Annotated in this window: 18 protein-coding genes; 7 read left to right on the forward strand and 11 right to left on the reverse strand. The window is 68.6% G+C overall.

Annotated elements, in window-relative coordinates; genetic code table 11:
* The first annotated feature begins 191 nt into the window (after window positions 1–191).
* Entirely contained in the window at window positions 192–497 is a 306-nt protein-coding gene (locus tag G0D83_RS05720) for a hypothetical protein (RefSeq protein ID WP_164190453.1), read from the forward strand.
* A gap of 246 nt (window positions 498–743) precedes the next feature.
* Here G0D83_RS05720 and G0D83_RS05725 read toward each other — a convergent pair whose 3' ends face one another.
* Genes G0D83_RS05725 through G0D83_RS05735 form a run of 3 tightly spaced genes read right to left on the reverse strand, consistent with a single transcriptional unit; the run spans window position 744 to window position 3,669 of the window.
* Entirely contained in the window at window positions 744–1,778 is a 1,035-nt protein-coding gene (locus G0D83_RS05725; RefSeq protein WP_164190455.1) for a YcjF family protein, read from the reverse strand.
* A complete protein-coding gene (locus G0D83_RS05730; protein WP_164190458.1) occupies window positions 1,775–2,245 on the reverse strand; it encodes a GNAT family N-acetyltransferase in 471 nt (156 codons plus the stop codon). Before G0D83_RS05730 ends, G0D83_RS05725 begins: the two co-directional genes overlap by 4 nt.
* Window positions 2,242–3,669 (reverse strand): YcjX family protein, encoded by a 1,428-nt coding sequence (locus G0D83_RS05735; protein ID WP_164190460.1) that lies wholly within the window; start codon window positions 3,667–3,669, stop codon window positions 2,242–2,244. Before G0D83_RS05735 ends, G0D83_RS05730 begins: the two co-directional genes overlap by 4 nt.
* A 199-nt stretch (window positions 3,670–3,868) precedes the next feature.
* On the opposite strand from G0D83_RS05735, the gene truA reads away from it, so the two are divergent.
* The 6 genes from truA (at window position 3,869) to G0D83_RS05765 (ending at window position 9,806) form a co-directional block, all read left to right on the forward strand.
* A complete protein-coding gene (truA, locus tag G0D83_RS05740) occupies window positions 3,869–4,639 on the forward strand; it encodes a tRNA pseudouridine(38-40) synthase TruA (RefSeq protein ID WP_164190462.1) in 771 nt (256 codons plus the stop codon).
* A gap of 205 nt (window positions 4,640–4,844) precedes the next feature.
* The gene (locus tag G0D83_RS05745; RefSeq protein ID WP_164190465.1) at window positions 4,845–6,035 is read left to right on the forward strand and encodes an aspartate aminotransferase family protein; all 1,191 of its coding nucleotides are present in this window, start codon (window positions 4,845–4,847) and stop codon (window positions 6,033–6,035) included.
* Window positions 6,036–6,139: 104 nt separating this feature from the next.
* Window positions 6,140–7,066, forward strand: a complete 927-nt coding sequence (gene argF, locus G0D83_RS05750; RefSeq protein WP_108964833.1) for an ornithine carbamoyltransferase — start codon at window positions 6,140–6,142, stop codon at window positions 7,064–7,066.
* Window positions 7,067–7,296: 230 nt separating this feature from the next.
* On the forward strand, window positions 7,297–8,697 hold the full coding sequence (gene gndA / locus G0D83_RS05755; protein WP_164190467.1) for an NADP-dependent phosphogluconate dehydrogenase: 1,401 nt from the start codon (window positions 7,297–7,299) through the stop codon (window positions 8,695–8,697).
* A 221-nt stretch (window positions 8,698–8,918) separates the two neighbouring features.
* Entirely contained in the window at window positions 8,919–9,341 is a 423-nt protein-coding gene (locus G0D83_RS05760) for a hypothetical protein (protein WP_164190469.1), read from the forward strand.
* Between the two features lie 135 nt (window positions 9,342–9,476).
* Window positions 9,477–9,806: a GYD domain-containing protein gene (locus G0D83_RS05765; protein ID WP_164190472.1), complete on the forward strand. Its 330-nt coding sequence runs from the start codon at window positions 9,477–9,479 to the stop codon at window positions 9,804–9,806.
* A 48-nt stretch (window positions 9,807–9,854) separates the two neighbouring features.
* Here G0D83_RS05765 and G0D83_RS05770 read toward each other — a convergent pair whose 3' ends face one another.
* The 8 genes from G0D83_RS05770 to G0D83_RS05805 all read right to left on the reverse strand — a co-directional run bounded on the left by G0D83_RS05770 (window position 9,855) and on the right by G0D83_RS05805 (window position 19,335).
* Window positions 9,855–11,270, reverse strand: coding sequence for an FAD-binding oxidoreductase (locus tag G0D83_RS05770; RefSeq protein ID WP_164190474.1), 1,416 nt, complete (start codon window positions 11,268–11,270; stop codon window positions 9,855–9,857).
* Complete coding sequence (locus tag G0D83_RS05775) at window positions 11,248–12,261, reverse strand: hypothetical protein (RefSeq protein ID WP_203594885.1); 1,014 nt, start codon at window positions 12,259–12,261, stop codon at window positions 11,248–11,250. Before G0D83_RS05775 ends, G0D83_RS05770 begins: the two co-directional genes overlap by 23 nt.
* 12 nt (window positions 12,262–12,273) lie before the next feature.
* Window positions 12,274–13,515 carry an FAD-binding oxidoreductase gene (locus G0D83_RS05780; RefSeq protein WP_164190537.1) on the reverse strand — a complete coding sequence of 414 codons (1,242 nt, stop codon included), beginning with the start codon at window positions 13,513–13,515 and terminating at the stop codon, window positions 12,274–12,276.
* A gap of 72 nt (window positions 13,516–13,587) precedes the next feature.
* Window positions 13,588–14,112 carry a DinB family protein gene (locus G0D83_RS05785; protein WP_108964838.1) on the reverse strand — a complete coding sequence of 175 codons (525 nt, stop codon included), beginning with the start codon at window positions 14,110–14,112 and terminating at the stop codon, window positions 13,588–13,590.
* Between the two features lie 151 nt (window positions 14,113–14,263).
* A complete protein-coding gene (locus G0D83_RS05790) occupies window positions 14,264–15,409 on the reverse strand; it encodes an iron-containing alcohol dehydrogenase (protein ID WP_164190477.1) in 1,146 nt (381 codons plus the stop codon).
* A complete protein-coding gene (locus G0D83_RS05795) occupies window positions 15,406–16,785 on the reverse strand; it encodes an aldehyde dehydrogenase family protein (protein ID WP_164190479.1) in 1,380 nt (459 codons plus the stop codon). The genes G0D83_RS05790 and G0D83_RS05795 overlap by 4 nt, the downstream gene beginning before the upstream one ends.
* A gap of 10 nt (window positions 16,786–16,795) precedes the next feature.
* Window positions 16,796–18,157 carry a glutamine synthetase family protein gene (locus G0D83_RS05800; protein WP_164190481.1) on the reverse strand — a complete coding sequence of 454 codons (1,362 nt, stop codon included), beginning with the start codon at window positions 18,155–18,157 and terminating at the stop codon, window positions 16,796–16,798.
* A 140-nt stretch (window positions 18,158–18,297) separates the two neighbouring features.
* Entirely contained in the window at window positions 18,298–19,335 is a 1,038-nt protein-coding gene (locus tag G0D83_RS05805; RefSeq protein WP_108964842.1) for a TRAP transporter substrate-binding protein, read from the reverse strand.

Genomic DNA, 19,335 nt, shown 5'->3' on the forward strand with positions numbered 1-19,335 from the left:
CGCCGGTCCGCGAGCGGGGCGGCGGGGATGTGCCAACTGCGCGCGGATATCTGGCGGCGGGATGCCTGAAATTGCGTGCGGTTTGGAAAAGCGGGATCTCTCGGTGCGTATCGGGTTCTTATCCTCCAACGCGGCGCCATCCTGACACTCAACCGGTATCCGGCGGCCGCAACCGAACCCGTGGAGGCGTTATGGCCTATCGTGACCCCGGGCTGCCCGGTGGCAATCCCCGTGGTGGCTCATTCGGCTCGACCCTGAGGTCCGAGCCAGGACTGACCTTGGCGGACCCGCGCCACACAGAGAACACCGGTACGCTCACCGGGGGTCTGCTGATCGCGGTTCTCATGTTCCTCGGCCTGCTGGTCGGGGTTGGAACCCTGAGGGTTGGTGGGGTGGGTGAGTCCCCCGCCACCTCGGGACGCGGGGCCGCTGGCTCCGCCTCTGGGTGGAGCGGAGGGACCGAAGCCGCTGCACCCCCGGTAGCGCAGGCCTATTAGAGCCTGCGTCCTGTTGTGCTCCTCGCCCAAGAGCTGGGCCCGCCACCACTCACGGATGGTCCGGGCGAGGACGTCCTCCCAAGTGATGCCTCTCGTACCGGGGCATCCCTCAGGCCAGTGCCGACATATATCTCCTTACACGGCACTGGCCGCCCCCACACTTCCAGAAGCATCGCGCCCCAACTGCGAGCCAACGCAGGGCCGAGAATAGCGGCCCCGGATCGCATCAATGTGGGCGCGCCGGGCTCACCCCTTGCCGCTCTCCTTGATCACGAAGCCTGCCAGCGCGGTGCGGATGATCTCGCGGACCGAGGGGCGGTTGCGGCGGGTGAAGGGCAGGGGGCGGCAGACCTCGATCGCGGCCACGCCCACACGGGCGGTCAGCGCGCCATTCACCAGCCCTTCGCCGAAGCGGCGCGAGAGCTTGCCGAGGAGGCCGCCGCCGAGCACCGGCTCGAGCATGTCGTCCCCAACCGCCACGGCACCCGTGGCGACCAGATGCGACATGACTGCCCGCGTCAGACGCCAGCTGCCCAAGGTGCCCGAGCGCCCGCCGTAGATTTCGGCAATGCGGCGGATCATCCGCAGGTTGGAGGAAAGCGCCGCAACCACGTCGGCCAGCGCCAGCGGCACCAGCGCGGTCACCGTCGCCACCTGCCGGGCCGAGGCCTCAACCTCGCGCCGTGCGGCGGCGTCGAGCGGCGCCAGCAGCTCGTTTTCGGCAAGCCCGATCAGCCCCGAGGCATCGAAAACCTCGGCACCCCGCTCCTTCAGCCGCTCGCGCCCCCAGCGCGTGTCCTCGCGCCCGGCGTAGAGGTTCGAGAGCTGGTCGACCACCTTGCGCGCGGCCTTGAGGTCATCGGAAGCCAACGCCGCATCGGCGGCCCGGTGCAGCGCATCGACCTTGGCCAGCCGCGACATGGCGGCAAGCTCCTTGACCACGATTGCCAGTCCGACCAGCACCACCAGCCCCATCAGGACCGAGACCGCGAGCCCAAGCAGCGGCACCGAGGCGATGAGGTCCATGGCAAAGCGCCAGGCAGCGATGGAGATCAGCGCAGAAACCAGCGTGCCCGCGAGCGCCCAGAACCAACGCGCCAGCTTGGACGGCTGCCGCGCGGCCAGCGCCGCGGCGGTGGTCATCGCCTGTCCCTGCGGGCCGGGCAAATCCGGCTCGGGCACCGGCGGTGCTTCGGAGGGGCTCAGAGGCGGCTGTTGCTCGTCGAGGTCGAAAAGGATCGGGCCTTGCTTGCGCGGGCCTTCGGGCGGGAGATCGCTCATCCGCGGGCCTCCATGCTGCGGGTGGCGGGCGCCTCCCAGACGTAGAAAAGATCGGGCAGGCCTTCCTCGTTGGCCGAGCCGTCGCCACGCCGGGTCACGGCAAAGCCCGCGCGCTCGTAGAAGCGCTGGGCGCGGTCGTTGGCAAGGAAGGTCCAGAGTTCCAGCCGCTGCGCGGCGCGCTGGGCGTCGTGCAGGAGTGTCCGCCCGATGCCGTGACCCTGGGCGTCGGGCGTGACGAAAAGTGCGTGCACGTAAGAGCCTTCTCGCGCGAGGAAGCCCAGCAACGCGCCGCCGCGGGTTTCGGCCACGGTGACCCAGCCGCGCTCGATCATCGTGCCGGCGTGGGCGATATCCTCGGCGCCGCTGTGCAGCGCGGGCTTCCATTCATGCGCGGCAACCGCATCGGTGATCATCGCGCCGAGGCTGCCGGCGTCGGTGGGGCGGGCGGGGCGCAGCAGAGGGCTCACAGCCTGTCCCCCACGAGGAATTGCGCCGCCCGGTCGAGGCGGATGTGCGGCGGGCCCTCGCCGGGTTTCAGCGTCAGCGGGGCAGGGGCGAAGCGCATGATCTCGTAATCGGCGTCGAGCCAGCCGGTCGCCCCCTCGCGCGCCGGGGTCAGCAGATGCGCCGGATCCTCGGGCAGCGCACCGGGGTAGAAGGCGGCCTGCCGCCCGCGTGTGCCGTCGGGGCTGAGAAGCGTGCCGCGCACGCAGTCGAGCTCGCTGCCATTGTGCGGCAAGGTCTGCTCGACGGTGGCGCGCAGCGCGGCGATGGACATGGCCGCGGTCTCGGCCCCGGCAAAGCGTGCGCGGTCGCGCGCCTCGCGGGTCAGCGCTTCCATGATGGCGGTCAGCCGCGGGTGCTGGCTGTGGTGCAGGTGGTCGGCCTTGGTCGCCGCAAAGAGGATTTTCTCGACCCGCCGCCCGCGCAGGAGCTGCGTCAGCCAGGCGTTGGAGCCGGGGCGGAAGGCCTTGAGGATCCCCGCCATGGTGCGCCGCAGGTCGTCCAGCGCCGGCGGGCCGGCATGGATCGCGCCAAGCGCATCCACCAGCACGATCTGCCGGTCGATGCGCGAGAAATGATCGCGGAAGAAGGGCTTCACGATCTGGGCCTTGTAGGCCTCGAAGCGCCGCTCCATCTCGCGCCAGAGGCCCCGGCGTGCGGGGCTGTCCGGCTTCGGCATCGGCGCGAAGGTCAGCGCCGGGCTGCCGGCCCTCTCGCCGGGCAGCAGGAAGCGCCCCGGCGTGCAGTCGGAAAACCCCGCCTCGCGCGCCACGTGCAGCGCCGAGGTGAAGGCCTCGGCGAGCGCCTTGGCCTTGGGTTCGGAGAACTCCTCGTTGGGATCGACCTCGCCGAGCAGCTCCAGGAAGGGCTCGGAGCCGGGGCGCTGCGGAAGGCGCTTGAGGGTCTCCTCGGTCCACTGCTCGAAGCTCTGCTCCAGCAGGCCGAGATCGAGCAGCCACTCGCCCGGGTAGTCGACGATGTCGAGATGGATCGTCCGCGGCCCCTGCAGCCCGGCGAGAAGCCCTGTCGGGCGCACCTTGAGCGAGAGCCGCAGCTCCGAGACCGCGCGGGTGCTGTCGGGCCAGCGCGGTGCCCGCGCGGTCAGAGCAGAGAGGTGGCTCTCGTAGTCGAAGCGCGCCACGGTGTCGTCGGGCTGCGGCTGAAGGTAGGCGGTGAGGATGCGCGATTCCGCCTCGGCGGCGAGCTGCGGCATCCGCCCGCGGTCGAGCAGGTTGGCGACCAGCGAGGTGATGAACACCGTCTTGCCGGCGCGCGACAGCCCGGTCACGCCGATGCGCACGACCGGCTCGAAGAAGGTTTCCGACAGCGTGTCGGTGACGTTGCCGACCCCGCGGGTGAGCGTGTCGGCGATGGTTCCGATGACCAAGGCGGCGTCCCTCGTTCTGCGTTTCCCTAGAGATAGAGGCGCGGGGGGCGGGATGCCAGTGCCTCGGGGCCGGGTTGCGGGCAGGGCACTGCCCCTCTCTGCCTGCGGCGACTCCATCCCGGGATATTTGGACCAAGAAGAATGCGCCGGGTCGCGGCGGGGATTGATGGGCGCGCGGCGGCGCGCTAAGGGGCTGCCCATGCCCAGATACGCGCTTTTGGTGGAATATGACGGCGGGCCCTTCGCGGGCTGGCAGCGTCAGGCGGATCAGCCCTCGGTGCAGGGGGCGATCGAGGCTGCGCTGGCGAAACTCGAGAGCCGCGAGCACACCATAGCCGCCGCCGGGCGCACCGACGCGGGCGTGCACGCCCGCGGGCAGGTGGCGCATTGCGACATGCAAAAGGACTGGGATCCGTTCCGCCTTGGTGAGGCGCTGAACTTCCACCTCAAGCCCGCGCCCGTGGCGATCCGCGCCTGCGCCGCCGTCGCGGACGACTGGCACGCGCGCTTCTCGGCAACGGAGCGGCGTTACCTCTTCCGGGTGCTTGTGCGCCGCGCGCCCGCGACGCTGGAAACGGGGCAGGTCTGGCGAGTGATGAACAAACTGTCGCTCGAGGCGATGCGCGAGGGCGCGGCGCATCTCATCGGTCTGCACGATTTCACCACCTTCCGGTCGACCATGTGCCAGGCCGCCTCGCCAGTGAAAACGCTGGACGAGTGCCGGATCGAGCAGGTCGAGACCGGCGCAGGCAGCGAGTTCCATTTCCACCTGCGCGCCCGGAGCTTCCTGCACAACCAGGTGCGCTCGATCGTTGGCACGCTGGAGCGGGTCGGCGCGGGCAGCTGGGCACCTTCCGACGTTAGGGACGCGCTCGGGGCCGCCGACCGCGCCGCCTGCGGGCCGGTCTGCCCGCCGGATGGGCTCTACCTGATGGGGGTCGGCTACCCGGACGACCCGTTTGCGGGCTGATCCGCGCAAGGCGCTTGATTTACGCGGGGAAACCCGGCAAGAGCCTGCGCATGACGCAAGCGATCCGAATCCGACGAGCCTGAGCTCTCCCTTCCGTGCCCAATACGGGCGCGTGCCGTCGTTTGTCCGTCAGACACTCCCTTGAAAACTTGACTTGGCCCCGGGCCCTTGGCACCAATCGGGCCTCATTGCAGAGGAAGCCCCTATGATCCCCTCCGTCCTGCCGACCTATTCGCGCGCGCCGCTTCACTTCGTGAAGGGCGAAGGCTGCTGGCTGATCGAGGAGGACGGACGACGCTTTCTCGATCTCGGCAGCGGCATCGCGGTGAACGCGCTCGGCCATGCCCACCCCGCGCTGGTGGCGGCCTTGACCGAGCAGGCGGGCAAGCTCTGGCACGTGTCGAACCTCTACGAGATCCCGCAACAGCAGGCGCTGGCCGACAAGCTCGTGGCCGCCACTTTCGCGGACACGGTGTTCTTCACCAACTCCGGCACCGAGAGCTGCGAGCTCGCGGTGAAGATGGCGCGCAAGTACTGGTACGAAAAGGGGCAGCCCGAGAAGACCGACATCATCGCCTTCACCGGCTCGTTCCACGGCCGGTCTTCGGCGGGCATCGCGGCGGCGGGCTCCGAGAAGATGGTCAAGGGGTTCGGGCCGATCCTGCCCGGCTTCAAGCATCTGCCCTTTGGCGACATGGACGCGCTGGAGGCGGCCATCGACGCGCAGACCGGCGCCATCCTCATCGAGCCGATCCAGGGCGAGGGCGGCATTCGCCCGCTGCCCGACGATCAGCTGAAGGCGCTGCGCAAGCTCTGCGACGACAAGGACATCCTGCTGATCCTCGACGAGGTGCAATGCGGCATGGGCCGGACCGGGCGTCTCTTCGCCCATGAGTTCGCCGGTATCACGCCCGATATCATGATGGTCGCCAAGGGCATCGGCGGCGGCTTCCCGCTCGGCGCGGTGCTGGCCACCGAAGAGGCCGCTTCTGGCATGACCGTCGGCACCCATGGCTCGACCTATGGCGGCAACCCGCTGGGCTGCGCCGTCGGCGGCGCGGTGATGGACGTGCTGACCGAGGGCGGATTCCTCGATGAGGTGGGCCGCAAGGCCGGCCTGCTGAACCAGAAGCTTGAGGGCCTCGTCGCGGCGCATCCGCAGATCTTCGAGGAGGTCCGCGGCCAGGGGTTGATGATCGGCCTCAAGACCAAGGTCGCCCCGGCGGACTTCGTCAAGGCCGGCTACGACAAGCTGGTGATCACCGTGCCCGCCGCGGACAATGTCGTGCGCCTTCTGCCGGCGCTCACCATCACCGAGGAAGAGATCGCCGAGGCCGTAGACCGTCTCGACGCCACCGCCACCGCTCTGGAGGTTGCCGCCCAGGTGACCGCCTGAGGACTGCCTGAGTTTCTTCTAGGCCAAGATATCCCGGGGGAGTTCGCGCGCCGCGCGGACGGGGGCAGCGCCCCCAACCCCGGCCCAACAAAAAGACCCGACAGATGAACCATTTTCTCGACATTCACAAAACCGACCCGGCGGACCTGCGGGGGATCATCGACAGCGCCAAGGCAATCAAGGACAGCCGCAACGGCCGCCCCAAGGCCATGGCCGATGACGAGACCCCGCTCGACGGGCGCATGGTGGCGCTGATCTTCGAGAAGCCCTCGACCCGAACCCGCGTCTCCTTCGACGTCGGTGTGCGCCAGCTGGGCGGGCAGACCATGGTGCTCTCGGGCAACGACATGCAGCTCGGCCATGGCGAGACCATCGCCGACACCGCCCGGGTGCTGTCGCGCTTTGTCGACATGATCATGATCCGCACCTTCGACGAGGCAGTGCTGACCGAGATGGCCGAGTTTGCGACGGTGCCGGTGATCAACGGTCTCACGGACCGCACCCACCCCTGTCAGATCATGGCCGACATCCTCACCTTCGAGGAGCACCGCGGCCCGATCAAGGGGAAGAAAGTTGTCTGGTGCGGCGACGGCAACAACGTCTGCTCGTCCTTCCTGCATGCCGCCGGGCGCTTCGGCTTCGACCTGACCTTCACCGGCCCGGTGCAGCTCGATCCCGAGATGGAGTTCGTCGGGCTGGCGCGCAACGAGGGCGCCAGCATCACCATCGAGCGCGACCCCTTCAAGGCGGTCGAGGGCGCCGACCTGATCGTGGCCGACACCTGGGTGTCGATGCATGACGCACAGAGCGCCAAGGAGCGGCGCCACAACATGCTGCGCCCCTACCAGGTGAACGAGAAGCTGATGGAGGCCGCGGGCAAGGACGCGCTCTTCATGCACTGCCTGCCGGCGCACCGCGGCGAGGAAGTCACCTCGGAGGTGATGGACGGACCGCAGTCGGTGATCTGGGACGAGGCGGAGAACCGTCTGCACGCGCAGAAGGCGATCATGCGCTGGTGTCTCGGCGCGTGATGCGTCGGGCACGGGGAGGGGGCTCTGCCCCCGCTCGCCTGAGGCCAGTCTCGCCCGGCGTATTCTGAAAGAGAGGAAGCCGGGCGGCAGCGCCCGGTTTCTTGCGTCTTGGGACACGCTATTCCCAAGCATGGGGGACGCACAGTGCATGTGCATCGCGGACCCGTATCGGCGGCTTGCCCGGGGCTCTGGTATCGCTATCTTCCGCAGCAGAAGCACAGGAGGCTGGCATGGCAGACCCGCGGATCGGCATTTACGGATTGGGCACGATGGGGGCGGCGCTGGCGCTCAACATGGCCGACAAGGGCATCGACATCGCCGTGTCGAACCGCAGCGATGCGCCTATCGCGGAGTTCATGACCCGCGCCGCGCCCTTCGCGGCGCATGTGACCGCTCTAGACACGCTGGAAGAGCTGATCGCCGCGTTGCCAAGACCGCGGCTCTTGCTGGCGATGATCCCCTCGACAGCGCCGATGGATGAATTTCTCGCGCAGGTGATCCCGCTGCTCGCGACAGGCGACACGGTGATCGACGCCGGCAATGCCGATTTCCACGCCACCCGCGCCCGCAGCGCCCAACTCGCCGAGCACGGGCTGCATTTCGTCGGCCTCGGCGTGTCGGGCGGCGAAGAGGGCGCGCGGCATGGGCCCTCGATGATGTTCGGCGGCTCCGAGGAGAGCTGGGCCGGGCTGCAGCCGATCCTGTCGAAGATCGCCGCGCAGTTCGATGGTGCCCCCTGCGCCGACCGCATGGGGCCGGACGGGGCTGGGCACTTCGTAAAGACGGTGCACAACGGCATCGAATATGCCGACATGCAGATGATCGCCGAGGTCTACGACCTGCTGCGCCATGGCGCGGGCCTGTCGCCAACAGAGGTCGGCGCGCAGTTCGCCCGCTGGAACGACGGCCCGCTGGAGAGCTACCTCTTCGAGATCACCGGCACAGTGCTCTCCTACGACGACCCGCTGGGACATGGGCCGATGGTGGATGCCATCCTCGACAGGGCGGGGCAGAAGGGCACCGGCCGCTGGACCGCCATTGAGGCCGTGCAACTCGGCCAGTCGGCGACAATGATCGAGGGGGCCGTCGCGGCGCGGGCCTGGTCCGCCGAGAAGGACCTGCGCGAGGTTGCGGGCGCGGCGTTCGGCTCTGATCGGGCCAGTTTTGCGCCGGACTTCGAAGAGTTGGAGGCGGCGCTGTTGGCGGCGCGTATCCTCGAATACGCGCAGGGCTTCCGCATCCTCGCAGCCGCCTCTGCCGAATACGGATGGCAGCTCGACTTTGCCCGCATCGCCGAGATCTGGCGCGCCGGCTGCATTATCCGGGCGCGGCTTCTGGACGACATCTCTGCCGCCTTCCGCGAGACTCCGCCCGAAGGGCAACTCTTCCTCGCGCCGCGCTTTGCGCCGGTGCTCGAGGCGGGCATCCCGGCGTTGCGGCGGCTGGTCTCGGGGGCGATCGCGGCGGGCTATCCGCTGCCGGTGCTCGGCTCGGCGCTGGAGTTCTGGGACACGCTGCGCCAGCCACGCGGCACGGCGGCGCTGATCCAGGCGCAGCGGGATTTCTTCGGCCGCCACGGCTTCGACCGGGTGGATGGCAAGGAGGCGCACCACGGTCCCTGGTGGAACTGACCTCGCTCCGGCACAGGCCGTTTTCCGGTTCGCGTCTGGCCGATCCATCCCTCCGGTCTATCTGACCGCTGTAGACGGGCCACGGTCCCGTGCCGGTTTTGTGGTGGGGCGCGACCGATGCCTTGAATTGGTCGGACAAGCCGCGCAGCATCCGCGAAGGCGGGATCGCGGCGCGGCTGCGCCGCGCGGACCGCAGGATGACCTAACATGAGGAAAAGACCATGCATTTGCCCATCCTGTCCCGGCTGACCGGCGCTCCGGCGGTCATCGCCCTCGGCCCGCTCCTCATCGCCGCCTGCACCCATTCCGCGCCGCCGCAGACCTCCGGCCCGACCGGCGGGGGCGGGATGTCCGCAGAAGTCACCGAACTTGCCATCGCCTGCCGTCACGACGAGGCGCTCGCCGCGCTCGACCAGCTTGATGCGGCGATGGGCGGCAGCACCAGCGCCTCGGAGCTGCAGAGGGTCGTGGTGCTGCGCAACGCCCGGGACACGATGGGCGCCGCACGTGTCCTGCGCGAGCGCAACGCCCGCGCCGATGTCACCGCCGACGAGGCGGTCAATTCCGGCACCGCGGTGGAGAACGAGCTGGAGATGATCCGTTCGGAGCGCGCAGCGCGCACCGGCAGCCGCACCTGCGGGTGATCCCCGTCCGCTGACACGCTTCCGGTCGCCGCACCGAGCTTGGACTGTGGTATCATTCTACCCGGGAGGATGCGGGCCGGATCGGCCTGCGTTGTGCAGAGGACGACCCGTGAGTCCTACCCGGGAGGACTCGGTATGCCGACATTCATAGTGACGGGGTGCTACACGGCGGCGGCCCTCAAGGGCATGATCGCCAATCCCAGCGACCGCGAAGAGGGCGCGCGCTCGGTGGTCGAGGCGGGCGGCGGCAAGATGCTGTCCTTCTATGCCACGACCGGACCGACCGACTGGATGGTGATCGCGGAGGTCTCCGACGTGCATGACCTGCTGGCCAGCCTCATCGGGGTCGGAGCCTCGGGCATGGTGAGCAACATCCAGACCGTCCGGGCCTTTTCGGCGCAAGAGCTGATGGAGATGCAGAAGAAAGCGGGCAAGGCGGCGCAGGCCTACAAGTCGCCTGCCTGAGCAAGGCCGGGGCGGCGCTGCGCCGCCCCGCCGGACGGGACGCGGGCGTCAGCTGCGGATCACCGCGCCCGGGTTCATGATCCCCACAGGGTCCAGCGCCGCCTTGATGGCGCGCATGGCGGCCAGCTTGGCCGGGTCGGCGTAGCGCTCTAGATCGTCGACCTTCAGGCGGCCGATGCCATGCTCGGCGCTGACCGAACCGCCCATCTCGTGGACGAGATCGTGCACGCAGCGCTGCACATCGGCGCGGACATCGACGTAGTCCTGCTTCTTCCGGCCCTTCGGGGGGAAGACATTGTAGTGCAGATTCCCGTCGCCGAGGTGGCCGAAGCAGTTGACCCGGAATTCGCCGAGTTCTGCCAGCCTTGTCAGCCCGGTCTCGATGAATTCGGGCAGGGCGCTCAGCGGCAGCGAGACGTCATGGCTGGCGATGGCGCCGATGTGGCGGTTGGCCTCGGGGATGCGCTCGCGGATGTCCCAGAATTGCTGTGCCTGCGCCTCGGACTGGGCCACCAGCCCGTCACTGACGAGGCCTGCCTCCATGCCGGCGGTAAAGAGGGCCTCGAGCGCCGTCTCCGGGTCCATGCCCTGCGCGAGGCCGAGCTCGACCAGAACGCACCACGCCGGTGCTTCGGCGAAGGGTTGGCGCACCTCGGGGAGCGCCTCGGCAAGGAAGTCGAACCCCATGCGCCCGATGAGCTCGAAGGCGCTGACCATCTCGCCGAGCTGTTCGCGGGCCAGCGCCAGCAGGCTGAGCGCGGCGGCGGGGCTTTCGACGGCGAGCAGCGCGGTGCCGGTGGCGGCGGGCACTGGAGAGAGCTTGAGCGCGGCGGCGGTGATCACCCCCAGCGTGCCCTCGGCGCCGAGCAGCAGCCCGCGCAGGTCGTAGCCGGTGTTGTCCTTGCGCAGCCGCTTCAGCCCGTGCCAGATCGTGCCGTCGGGCAGCACGGCTTCCAACCCGAGCACCTGCTCGCGGGCATTGCCGTAGCGCAGGACGTTGACGCCGCCGGCGTTTGTCGAGAGCAGCCCGCCGATCCGCGCGGTGCCCTCGGAGGCGAGCGAGAGCGGGAAAAGGCGGTTCCGCTCCAGCGCGGCAGCCTGCACGTCGGCCAGCACCGCGCCGGCCTCGGCGACAAGCACGTTCTCCTCGGGGTAGGTGGCGCGTATGGCCGTCATGCGCTCGAGCGAGAGGATCAGCGGGGCGGGGCCGTCGGGGGCGATCTGCCCGCCGACGAGCCCGGTGCCGCCTCCGTAGGGCAAGAGGCCGACGCGGGCCGCGTTGCAGGCGCGGGTGATGGCCGAGACCTCTTCGACGGTGCGCGGCAGCGCCACCCAGCCCGAGATGCCCAGCCAGCGGCCGCGCGGCTCTTCGAGGTAGCGCGGCTCGGTACGGCGCAGCGTGCCCTCGGGCAGCGCGCGGCTCAGGGTCTCGGCAAAGGCGTCATCGGCGGGATTGAGGGGCATTGCGGTCTCCGTTGTCTGTGCCGGTGATAGCGGCCTGATCGGCAAAGCCAACCCCTGCGGCGCGGGCGCGGCGGTAGAGCGGGGTCATCAGCAGCGGGGTCAGGAACATGGGCACCTGGTAGCAGCCGATGAACAGCAGCAGCGGGTCGGTCACCTGCGCCGGCAGGGCGACGAGGAAGATGCCGATGTTGCGGTTGCCGGCGATCATCGCCAGCGCGTCCAGCGCCTCGCCGCCCCCGCTGCGTCCGCCGCGCCCGCGTAGCCAGAGGATCAGCGCCTGCGGGCCAAGGTTCGCGGCAAAGGCCAGGGCCATCCAGCCTGCCAGCTCGAGCGGGCGCTCCAGCAGGGCGGGGCGGATCTCGGAGGTGAGGGCAAGCACGATGGTGGTCATCAGCAGCGCCGAGGCGCCGTCGAGCTGGGCGAGGGCCGCGGGGCCGGGGCGCGGCAGCAGGCGCGGGCGGAGCGCGAAGGCCAGCCCGGTCGCTGCGAGGATGACCAGCAGCAGCTTCAGCGCGGCGCCGAGAATGCCCGCAGCACCGCCGAAGGCAGGCAGCAGGGCGAAGACCGGCAGGGTGGTGGCGGGCAGGATCAGCATGCCGAGGATCAGCATGCGCAGCGCCGGGCCGGGCGCTCCGCCGACCATGAGCGTCAGGTTCGGGCTGCTGGCCAAAGGTGCCGCGGCCATGAGCAGGATCAGCGCCAGCGCCGCGGGGCTTTGCAGCAGGCCGAAGGCGGCGGCGAGGGCGATCAGGACCAGCGGGCAGAGCAGCTGGAAGACCAGCAGCGCCCCCAGCGTGCCGCGCAGGTGATGCACCGCGCCGAGCGCCGCGCGCGGGCCGATGCGCAGCGCCGCGACGAAGAGCATCAGCGCGACCAGCTCCGACAACCACGGCCGCACGACCTGCGCCGCCTGCGGCAGGGCGATGCCGAAGGCGAGGCCGATGAGCATGAGCCAACGGGCATGGCGGGCGAGGAACGGCAGGAGGCGCATCGCGGGCAGGTCTTACGAGAAGCGGTCCGGCGCGAAGGGCGCGAGATCCATGTTGGGCCTCTGCCCCGCAACCAGTTGCGCCAGCAGCCGTCCGGTCTTGGGCCCCGCGGTGAGGCCGACGTGATCGTGTCCGAAGCCGACGTAGGCGCCCGCGAGGCCCGGCGCGGCGCCGATCACAGGCAGCGAGTCGGCGATCGAGGGGCGGTGTCCCATCCATTCCACCTCGCGCGCCCAGGTGAGCCCCGGCATCGCCTTGCGAATGGAGCGGCGCAGCAGGTCGAAGGGCGCGGCGGAGGGCGGTGCGTCGAGCCCGCCGAATTCGACGATCCCGGCCAGGCGCAGGCGGCCTTCCATCGGGGTGGCGACGAACTTCTGCGCGGCGAACATGACGGGGGACTTCGGCATGACCGAAGGCTCCCAGAGTTCGAGGTGGTAGCCGCGCTCGCTCTCCAGCGGCACTTTGAGGCCAAGGCGCCTTGCCAGCGGGCCGGACCAGACGCCGGTGGCGACCACCGCGGCATCGCAGGGCAGGGTCTCGCCGCCGATTCTGAGGCCGCTCAACCTGCCGCCCTCCTCGACGAAATCCCGCACCTCGCCGATCACCAGCCGCGCGCCGAGGGTCTGGGCATGGGCGGCAAGGTCCTTCACGTAGTGCCCCGGGTCGGTGATGCGGCCGTGGTTCGGCTGGCGCACGCCGAGGGTGAAGTCGGCGCTCATCGCCGGGTCGTAGGCCTGGAAAGCGCCGTGCTCGAGCACCTCGTGCGCATAGCCGAGATCGCTCCGGGTCTTCCAGCCGAAGGCATCGGCCTCGAAGGCCGCGCGGTCGGGATAAGCAAAGACGTAATCCGACGGGATGAGCCATTTCTCTGCCGGGGTGCCGCCGGCGAGCGCGAGGTGATCCGCGAGGCTGTCGCCGAGCAAGGGCGCGATGGCGCGGGCGCGGGTCAGGGCGGCCTCGGCGTTCGCATGGGACATGTAGCGCATCAGCCAAGGCATCAGCCTGGGCAGGTAGGACCAGCGCAGGAACAGCGGCTGGTCGGGGTCGAGCAGCATTTTCGGCGCCTTTTTCCAGAGCCCCGGCCCGGTCACCGGCAGCACCCCCGCCGCGGCGAGCACCCCGCCATTGCCGTGGCTGGTGCCCGAGGCCGGGCCTTCGCGGTCGATCAGCACCACCTCGTGCCCGGCGCGGCGCAACTCGATCGCCGTGCTCACACCCACGATGCCCGCGCCGATCACCGCCACCGTCTTCGTCATCATCCGTACCCCGTTCGTGCGTCGGCGCCATAAGGCGACGTCGGGGGAGCATGTGCAAGGGGGCGCGTGGGACTAGTGCGGGAACCAGGCCGCCGCCGAGGCAACGCGGCCATGTTCGAGGTAGAAATCGTCGAGCTGCGGCGGGGCGTAACCGGCGTCCTGCAACTGCACATGGGCCTGTCCGCGGTGGTGGATCTGATGCTGGAAAAGGTGCAGCAGCAGCGGCTGGACCGTCTCGTGCACCGGACCGGAGCGGCGCTGGGTGAGGCGGCTTTCCCTCAGCGTCTCGGGGGTCAGCGCCTCGCAGAGGGCGAGCAGGCGCAGGTCGGTCTTTGCCTGCTCTTCGGCGAGCTTTGCCGGGTCGTCGATCTGCGGGCGGTTCCAAAGCGAGAGCCCAAGCCCGCCGCGCTCCAAGGCGTCGATGTAATAGAGGTCGACCAGAAGGATGTGGTTCATCGTCAGGCTGAGCGAGGGGAAGAAGCCGGGGCGGGGGTCGGTGAACTCCTCCTCGGTGAGCGCCGCGAGCACGGTGTAGAGCGTCTCGTTCGCCCAGGCGTTGTTGCGGGCCATCAGGGTGAAGGGCGTGGGCGCATGCATGGCGGATCCTCCGGGTGCCTGAGAGGAGCTTAGCGCAACAGAGGTGGGCGGCAAAATGATCATGCGGGTCGGCCCGGCGCCTTCACCCGCCCCGCGCAAACGACAAGGGCCGGGGCTTTCGCCCCGGCCCGGAAGTCTCAGTCCAGGTGGCTCACATCGCGTCGCGGAACAGCGCCTCGAGGTTTTTCTCGGTCAGCTCGACGGGGTTGCCGCCGCAGGACGGATCCTTGATCGCGCCCTTGACCAGCTCGGGGATCGCCGCCTCGGTCACGCCGAGCGCGGTCAGCCCCTTGGGCACGCCGAGGCTGTCGTTGAACTCATCCACGAAGGCGCAGAAGCCGTCGAAGCCGCCCTCGATGCCGAGATAGCCCGCCGCCTTGTCAAAGCGCTCGCGGATGGCGTCCGCGTTGAATTTCAGCACCGCGGGCATGCAGACCGCGTTGGTGGTGCCGTGGTGGGTGCCGAAGACCGCGCCGATGGGGTGGCTCATCGCGTGGATCGCGCCGAGACCCTTCTGGAAGGCGGTGGCGCCCATGGCGGCGGCGCTCATCATCTGGGCGCGCGCCTCGATGTCGCTGCCGTCGGCATAGGCGCGGGGCAGGTACTCGATCACCAGCCGCATGCCTTCGAGCGCGATGCCCTGCGACATCGGATGGTAGTGCGGCGAGGAGAAGGCCTCGACGCAATGGGCAAAGGCGTCAAGCCCGGTTCCGGCGGTGATCGCCTTGGGCATGCCGACGGTCAGCTCCGGATCGCAGATCACCACGGCAGGGAGCATCTTGGGATGGAAGATGATCTTCTTCTCGTGGGTCTCGGAGTTGGTGAGCACGCCGGCGCGGCCGACCTCGGAGCCAGTGCCCGCGGTGGTCGGCACGGCGACGATGGGGGCGATGGCGTCGGCATCGGCGCGGGTCCACCAGTCGCCGATATCCTCGAAGTCCCAGACGGGCCGCGACTGCCCGGCCATGAAGGCCACGCATTTGCCCAGATCGAGGCCGGAACCGCCGCCGAAGGCGATGACGCCGTCGTAACCGCCGGCGTTATAGGCCGCCACGCCTGCGGCAAGGTTGCGCTCGTTGGGATTGGGATCGACGTCCGAGAACAGACCGCAGTCGATGCCCGCCTTTTCCAGCACCGCGATGGTGCTCTCGGTGACCGGCAGCGCGGCAAGGCCGCGGTCGGTGACCAGCAGCGGTTTGGTGATGCCGGCCTGCGCGCAGGCGGCGGGCAGTTCCGCGATGCGGCCCGCGCCGAACTTGATGGCGGTGGGGTAGGACCAGTTGGCGGTCAGGCTCATTTCGTCACCTTCTTGAGATGGTAGGACTTGGGGCGGGTGAGGTTGTGGTAGCCGATGACCGACAGGCCGCCGCCGCGACCGGTCTGCTTGCAGCCGGTCCAGCAGAGCCCCGGATCGAGATAGTCGGCGCGGTTCATGAAGACGGTGCCGGTCTCGATGGCATCGCCGACCGTCTGCGCGCGCTCCACGTCCTGCGTCCAGAGCGACGCGGTCAGGCCAAAGGGGCTGTCGTTCATCAGCGCGATGGCCTCGGCGTCGTCCTTCACCTTCATGATGCCGACCACCGGGCCGAAGCTCTCGTCGCGCATGACGCGCATATCGTGGCTGACGTTCGTCAGGATCTGCGGCGTCAGATAGGCGGCGCCGTCATCCTCGGGGAAGGTGTCTATATGGGCCTTGGCCCCCATCTCGAGCGCCTCTTTGATCTGCGCGCGGACTTCCTCGGCAAAGCGGACGTTGGCCATCGGTCCGATGGTGGTCGCCTCATCCAGCGGGTTGCCGAGCTTGTAGCCCTTCACCACCGCCACGGCCTTCTCGACGAAGGTGTCGAAGAGGCTCTCGTGGACGTAGATGCGCTCGATCCCGCAGCAGCACTGGCCGGAGTTGAACATGGCGCCGTCAATCAGCGTGTCGACAGCGGCATCCACATCCGCATCTTCCATCACGTAGCCCGGATCCTTGCCGCCGAGCTCGAGCCCGAGTCCGGTGAAGGTGCCCGCCGCGGCGCGTTCGATGGCCTTGCCGCCGCCGACCGAGCCGGTGAAGTTGACGAAGTTGAAGATGCCCTCGGCGATCAGGGCCGAGGTGGTGTCATGGTCGAGATACAGGTTCTGGAAGACCGCCTCGGGCACGCCGGCCTTGTGGAAGGCATTGGCCAGCCGCTCGCCCACGAGCAGCGTTTGCGTGGCGCCCTTCAGAACCACGGTGTTGCCCGCGATGAGCGCCGGGGCCACGGTGTTGATCGCGGTCATATAGGGGTAGTTCCACGGCGAGACCACGAAGACCACGCCATGCGGCACGCGCTTGATGTAGCGCTTGAAGGTCGCGTCCTCGCCGACCTCGATGTCCGCGAGCGCGCCCTCGGCGATCTCGGCCATGTAGGAAGCGCGCTCGTTGAAACCGCCGAACTCGCCACCGTAGCGGACCGGGCGGCCCATCATCTGCGCCAGCTCAGGGACAATCTGGTCGTTCTGCGCGCCGATCTCGGCGACGCCCTTCATCACCAGCTCGATGCGCTCGGCGAGCGGACGGGCAGCCCATTCCGCTTGCGCGATGCGTGCCGAATTCGCGGCGTCGCGGGCCATGTCGAGGGTCAGGGTCTCGCGCGTTGCAAAAACCGAGCCGTCGATGGGAGAGATATTCTTCAGGGTTGTCATGGAAGCCTCCTCAGGCGCGCTCGAAGCCGCGCGCCAGCTCGTAGTCGGTGACCGCCTTGTCGAAGTCCTGCTGTTCGACGCGGGCGGCATGGGCGAAATGTTCGATGACGGTCTCGCCGAAGGCGTCGCGCAGCATTTTCGAGCTGGCAAACGCCTCGATGGCGGCGCGCAGCGTATTGGGCACATCCGGCACGTCGTCCATGCCATAGACGTCGCCCTGCGCGGGGGCAGGCAGCTCGAGCTTTTCCTCGATCCCGGCAAGACCCGCGGCCAGCTGCGCGGCGCAGGCGAGATAGGGGTTCATGTCCGAGCCGGGAATGCGGCATTCGATGCGCACGCCCTTGGTGTCCTCGCCGACGAGGCGGAAGCCCGCGGTGCGGTTGTCCACCGACCAGGCGGTTTTGGTGGGCGCGAAGGTGCCGGGGGTGAAACGCTTGTAGCTGTTGATGTAGGGCGCAAGGAAAAGCGTCACGTCGGGCGCGTATTTCAGCAGGCCCGCAACGTAATGCTGCATGGTCTGCGACATGCCGTGCGCGCCGTCCTTGTCGTAGAAGGCGTTGTCGGAGCCGCGGAACAGCGACTGGTGGATATGCGCGGCGCTGCCGACCTTGTCGGCGTGCCACTTGGCCATGAAGGTGGCGCCGTGGCCTTGCTGATGGGCGATTTCCTTGACCGCGTGCTTGGAAATCGCGTGGTGGTCGGCGCAGGTCAGCGCGTCGGCGTAGCGGATGTTCAGCTCTTCCTGACCGTGCTCGGCCTCGCCCTTGGTGCATTCCACCGGCACGCCCATGGCGTAAAGGTGGTTGCGCACCGGGCGCAGCACGTATTCCTCGCGGCTGGTGAGCTGGATGGAATAGTCCTGGTTGTAGGGCGAGAGCGTCTCGAGATCGCGCCAACCGCTGTGACGGATCTCGTCGTACGACCGGGCGTAGAGGAAGAACTCCAGTTCGGTCGCCATCATCGGGGTGAGACCCATGGCCTCGGCGCGGGCAACCTGCTTTTGCAGGATCTGACGCGGCGACTCGGCGGCGGGGTGGCCGTGATGGTCGAGCACGTCGCACAGGATCATCGCCGTGCCCTCGAGCCAGGGCACGGGACGCAGCGTGGCGAGGTCGGGCTTCATCACGTAGTCGCCGTAGCCCGAGGCCCAGCTGGTAGATGCGAAGCCCTCGGGGGTGCTCATCACGAGGTCGGTGGCGAAGAGATAGTTGCAGCAATGCGTTTCCTCGATCGCATGCTCGAGGAAGTTGGAGACGTGGAAACGTTTGCCCTGCAGACGACCCTGCATGTCCACGACGCAAACGAGGACGGTGTCGATCTCGCCGGCGCGCGCGGCGTTTTTCAGGTCGTCTAGGGTCAGGGGGGCGGTCATTCCGCGGGCTCCTTGCTGGGCTTTTACGTGTCGCCGCGCGCGGGCGCGGAGATTTGATCAAATTATGATGGCAGATTTATGCGAGGGGATCGGCCCCCGCAATAGCTGAGCGGGGGCCAAAGGGGGTGCGACGGCACGCCTCAGAAGTTGTAGGGCGGGCCGGCTTGGTTGATGACGCCGTTGTACTCTTCGAAGATCGAGACGACCTTGGCGTGGACTTCGCTTTCCTGGGCGATCTCTTTCCAGAAGGCCTTGGCGGCGTTCTCGACCTCGGCCCATTCTTCCGGCGGCACCGAGCGCAGCTGCAGCTTGTCGCCGGTGGCGCGCAGCTTGGCCTCGCCGCCCCAGTACCACTGGTTGCGATAGGTGTCTGCGGCCTTGATCCCCGACATGACCAGCGTCTTGAGGTGCTCGGGCAGGTCGGCCCAACGCTGCTGATTGACGAAGATCGAGCCAATCCAGGCGCCGGAAATGTTGTTGGTCAGGAAGTAATCGGTGACGTTCGCCCAACCGACGGTGTAATCCTCGGTGATGCCCGACCAGGCCATGCCGTCAAGCTCGCCGGTCTGCACCGCGACTTCCGCATCCTCGTAGGGGATGTTCACCGGGACCACGCCGAATTGCGCCAGGAAGCGCCCGGCGGTGGGGAAGGTGTACAGCTTCAGCCCGTCGAGATCGGCAAGGCTGGTGATCTCTTTCTTGGTGTTGAAGTTGCACGGGTCCTGACCGGCGGCGGAAAGCCAGGTCACGCCGACCTTTTCGTATTCCGAGCGCCAGATATCGGCGAGCCCGTATTGCTCGAAGAGCACCGGCACGTCGAGGATGTGCTTGGTGGCAAACGGGAAGTAGCCGCCGAAGACGCGCATCGGGGTGGGCGAGGCCATGGAGTCGTCGTCCGAGTGCACGGCGTCGATGGTGCCGCGCTGCAGCGCCTGGAACAACTCGCCGGTGGGCACGATCTGGTCGGCGTAGTAGAGCTCGATCTCGAGCTCGCCCTGGGCGGCGGTGTTGATGTAATCGACGATCGGCTTGGTCACCTGTTCGCCGAGGGCAGCGCCCGCATAGGTCTGGAAGCGCCACTTGATCGGCTCCTGCGCGCGGCCGATGGAGGGCGCCGCGAGCGCAGCCGGAGCGGCCAGTGCGGCACCGCTCAGGATCTTGCGTCGTGTCAGGGTCAT

It is taken from the genome of Salipiger sp. PrR003 (assembly GCF_010500785.1).
GTDB lineage: Bacteria > Pseudomonadota > Alphaproteobacteria > Rhodobacterales > Rhodobacteraceae > Salipiger > Salipiger pacificus_A.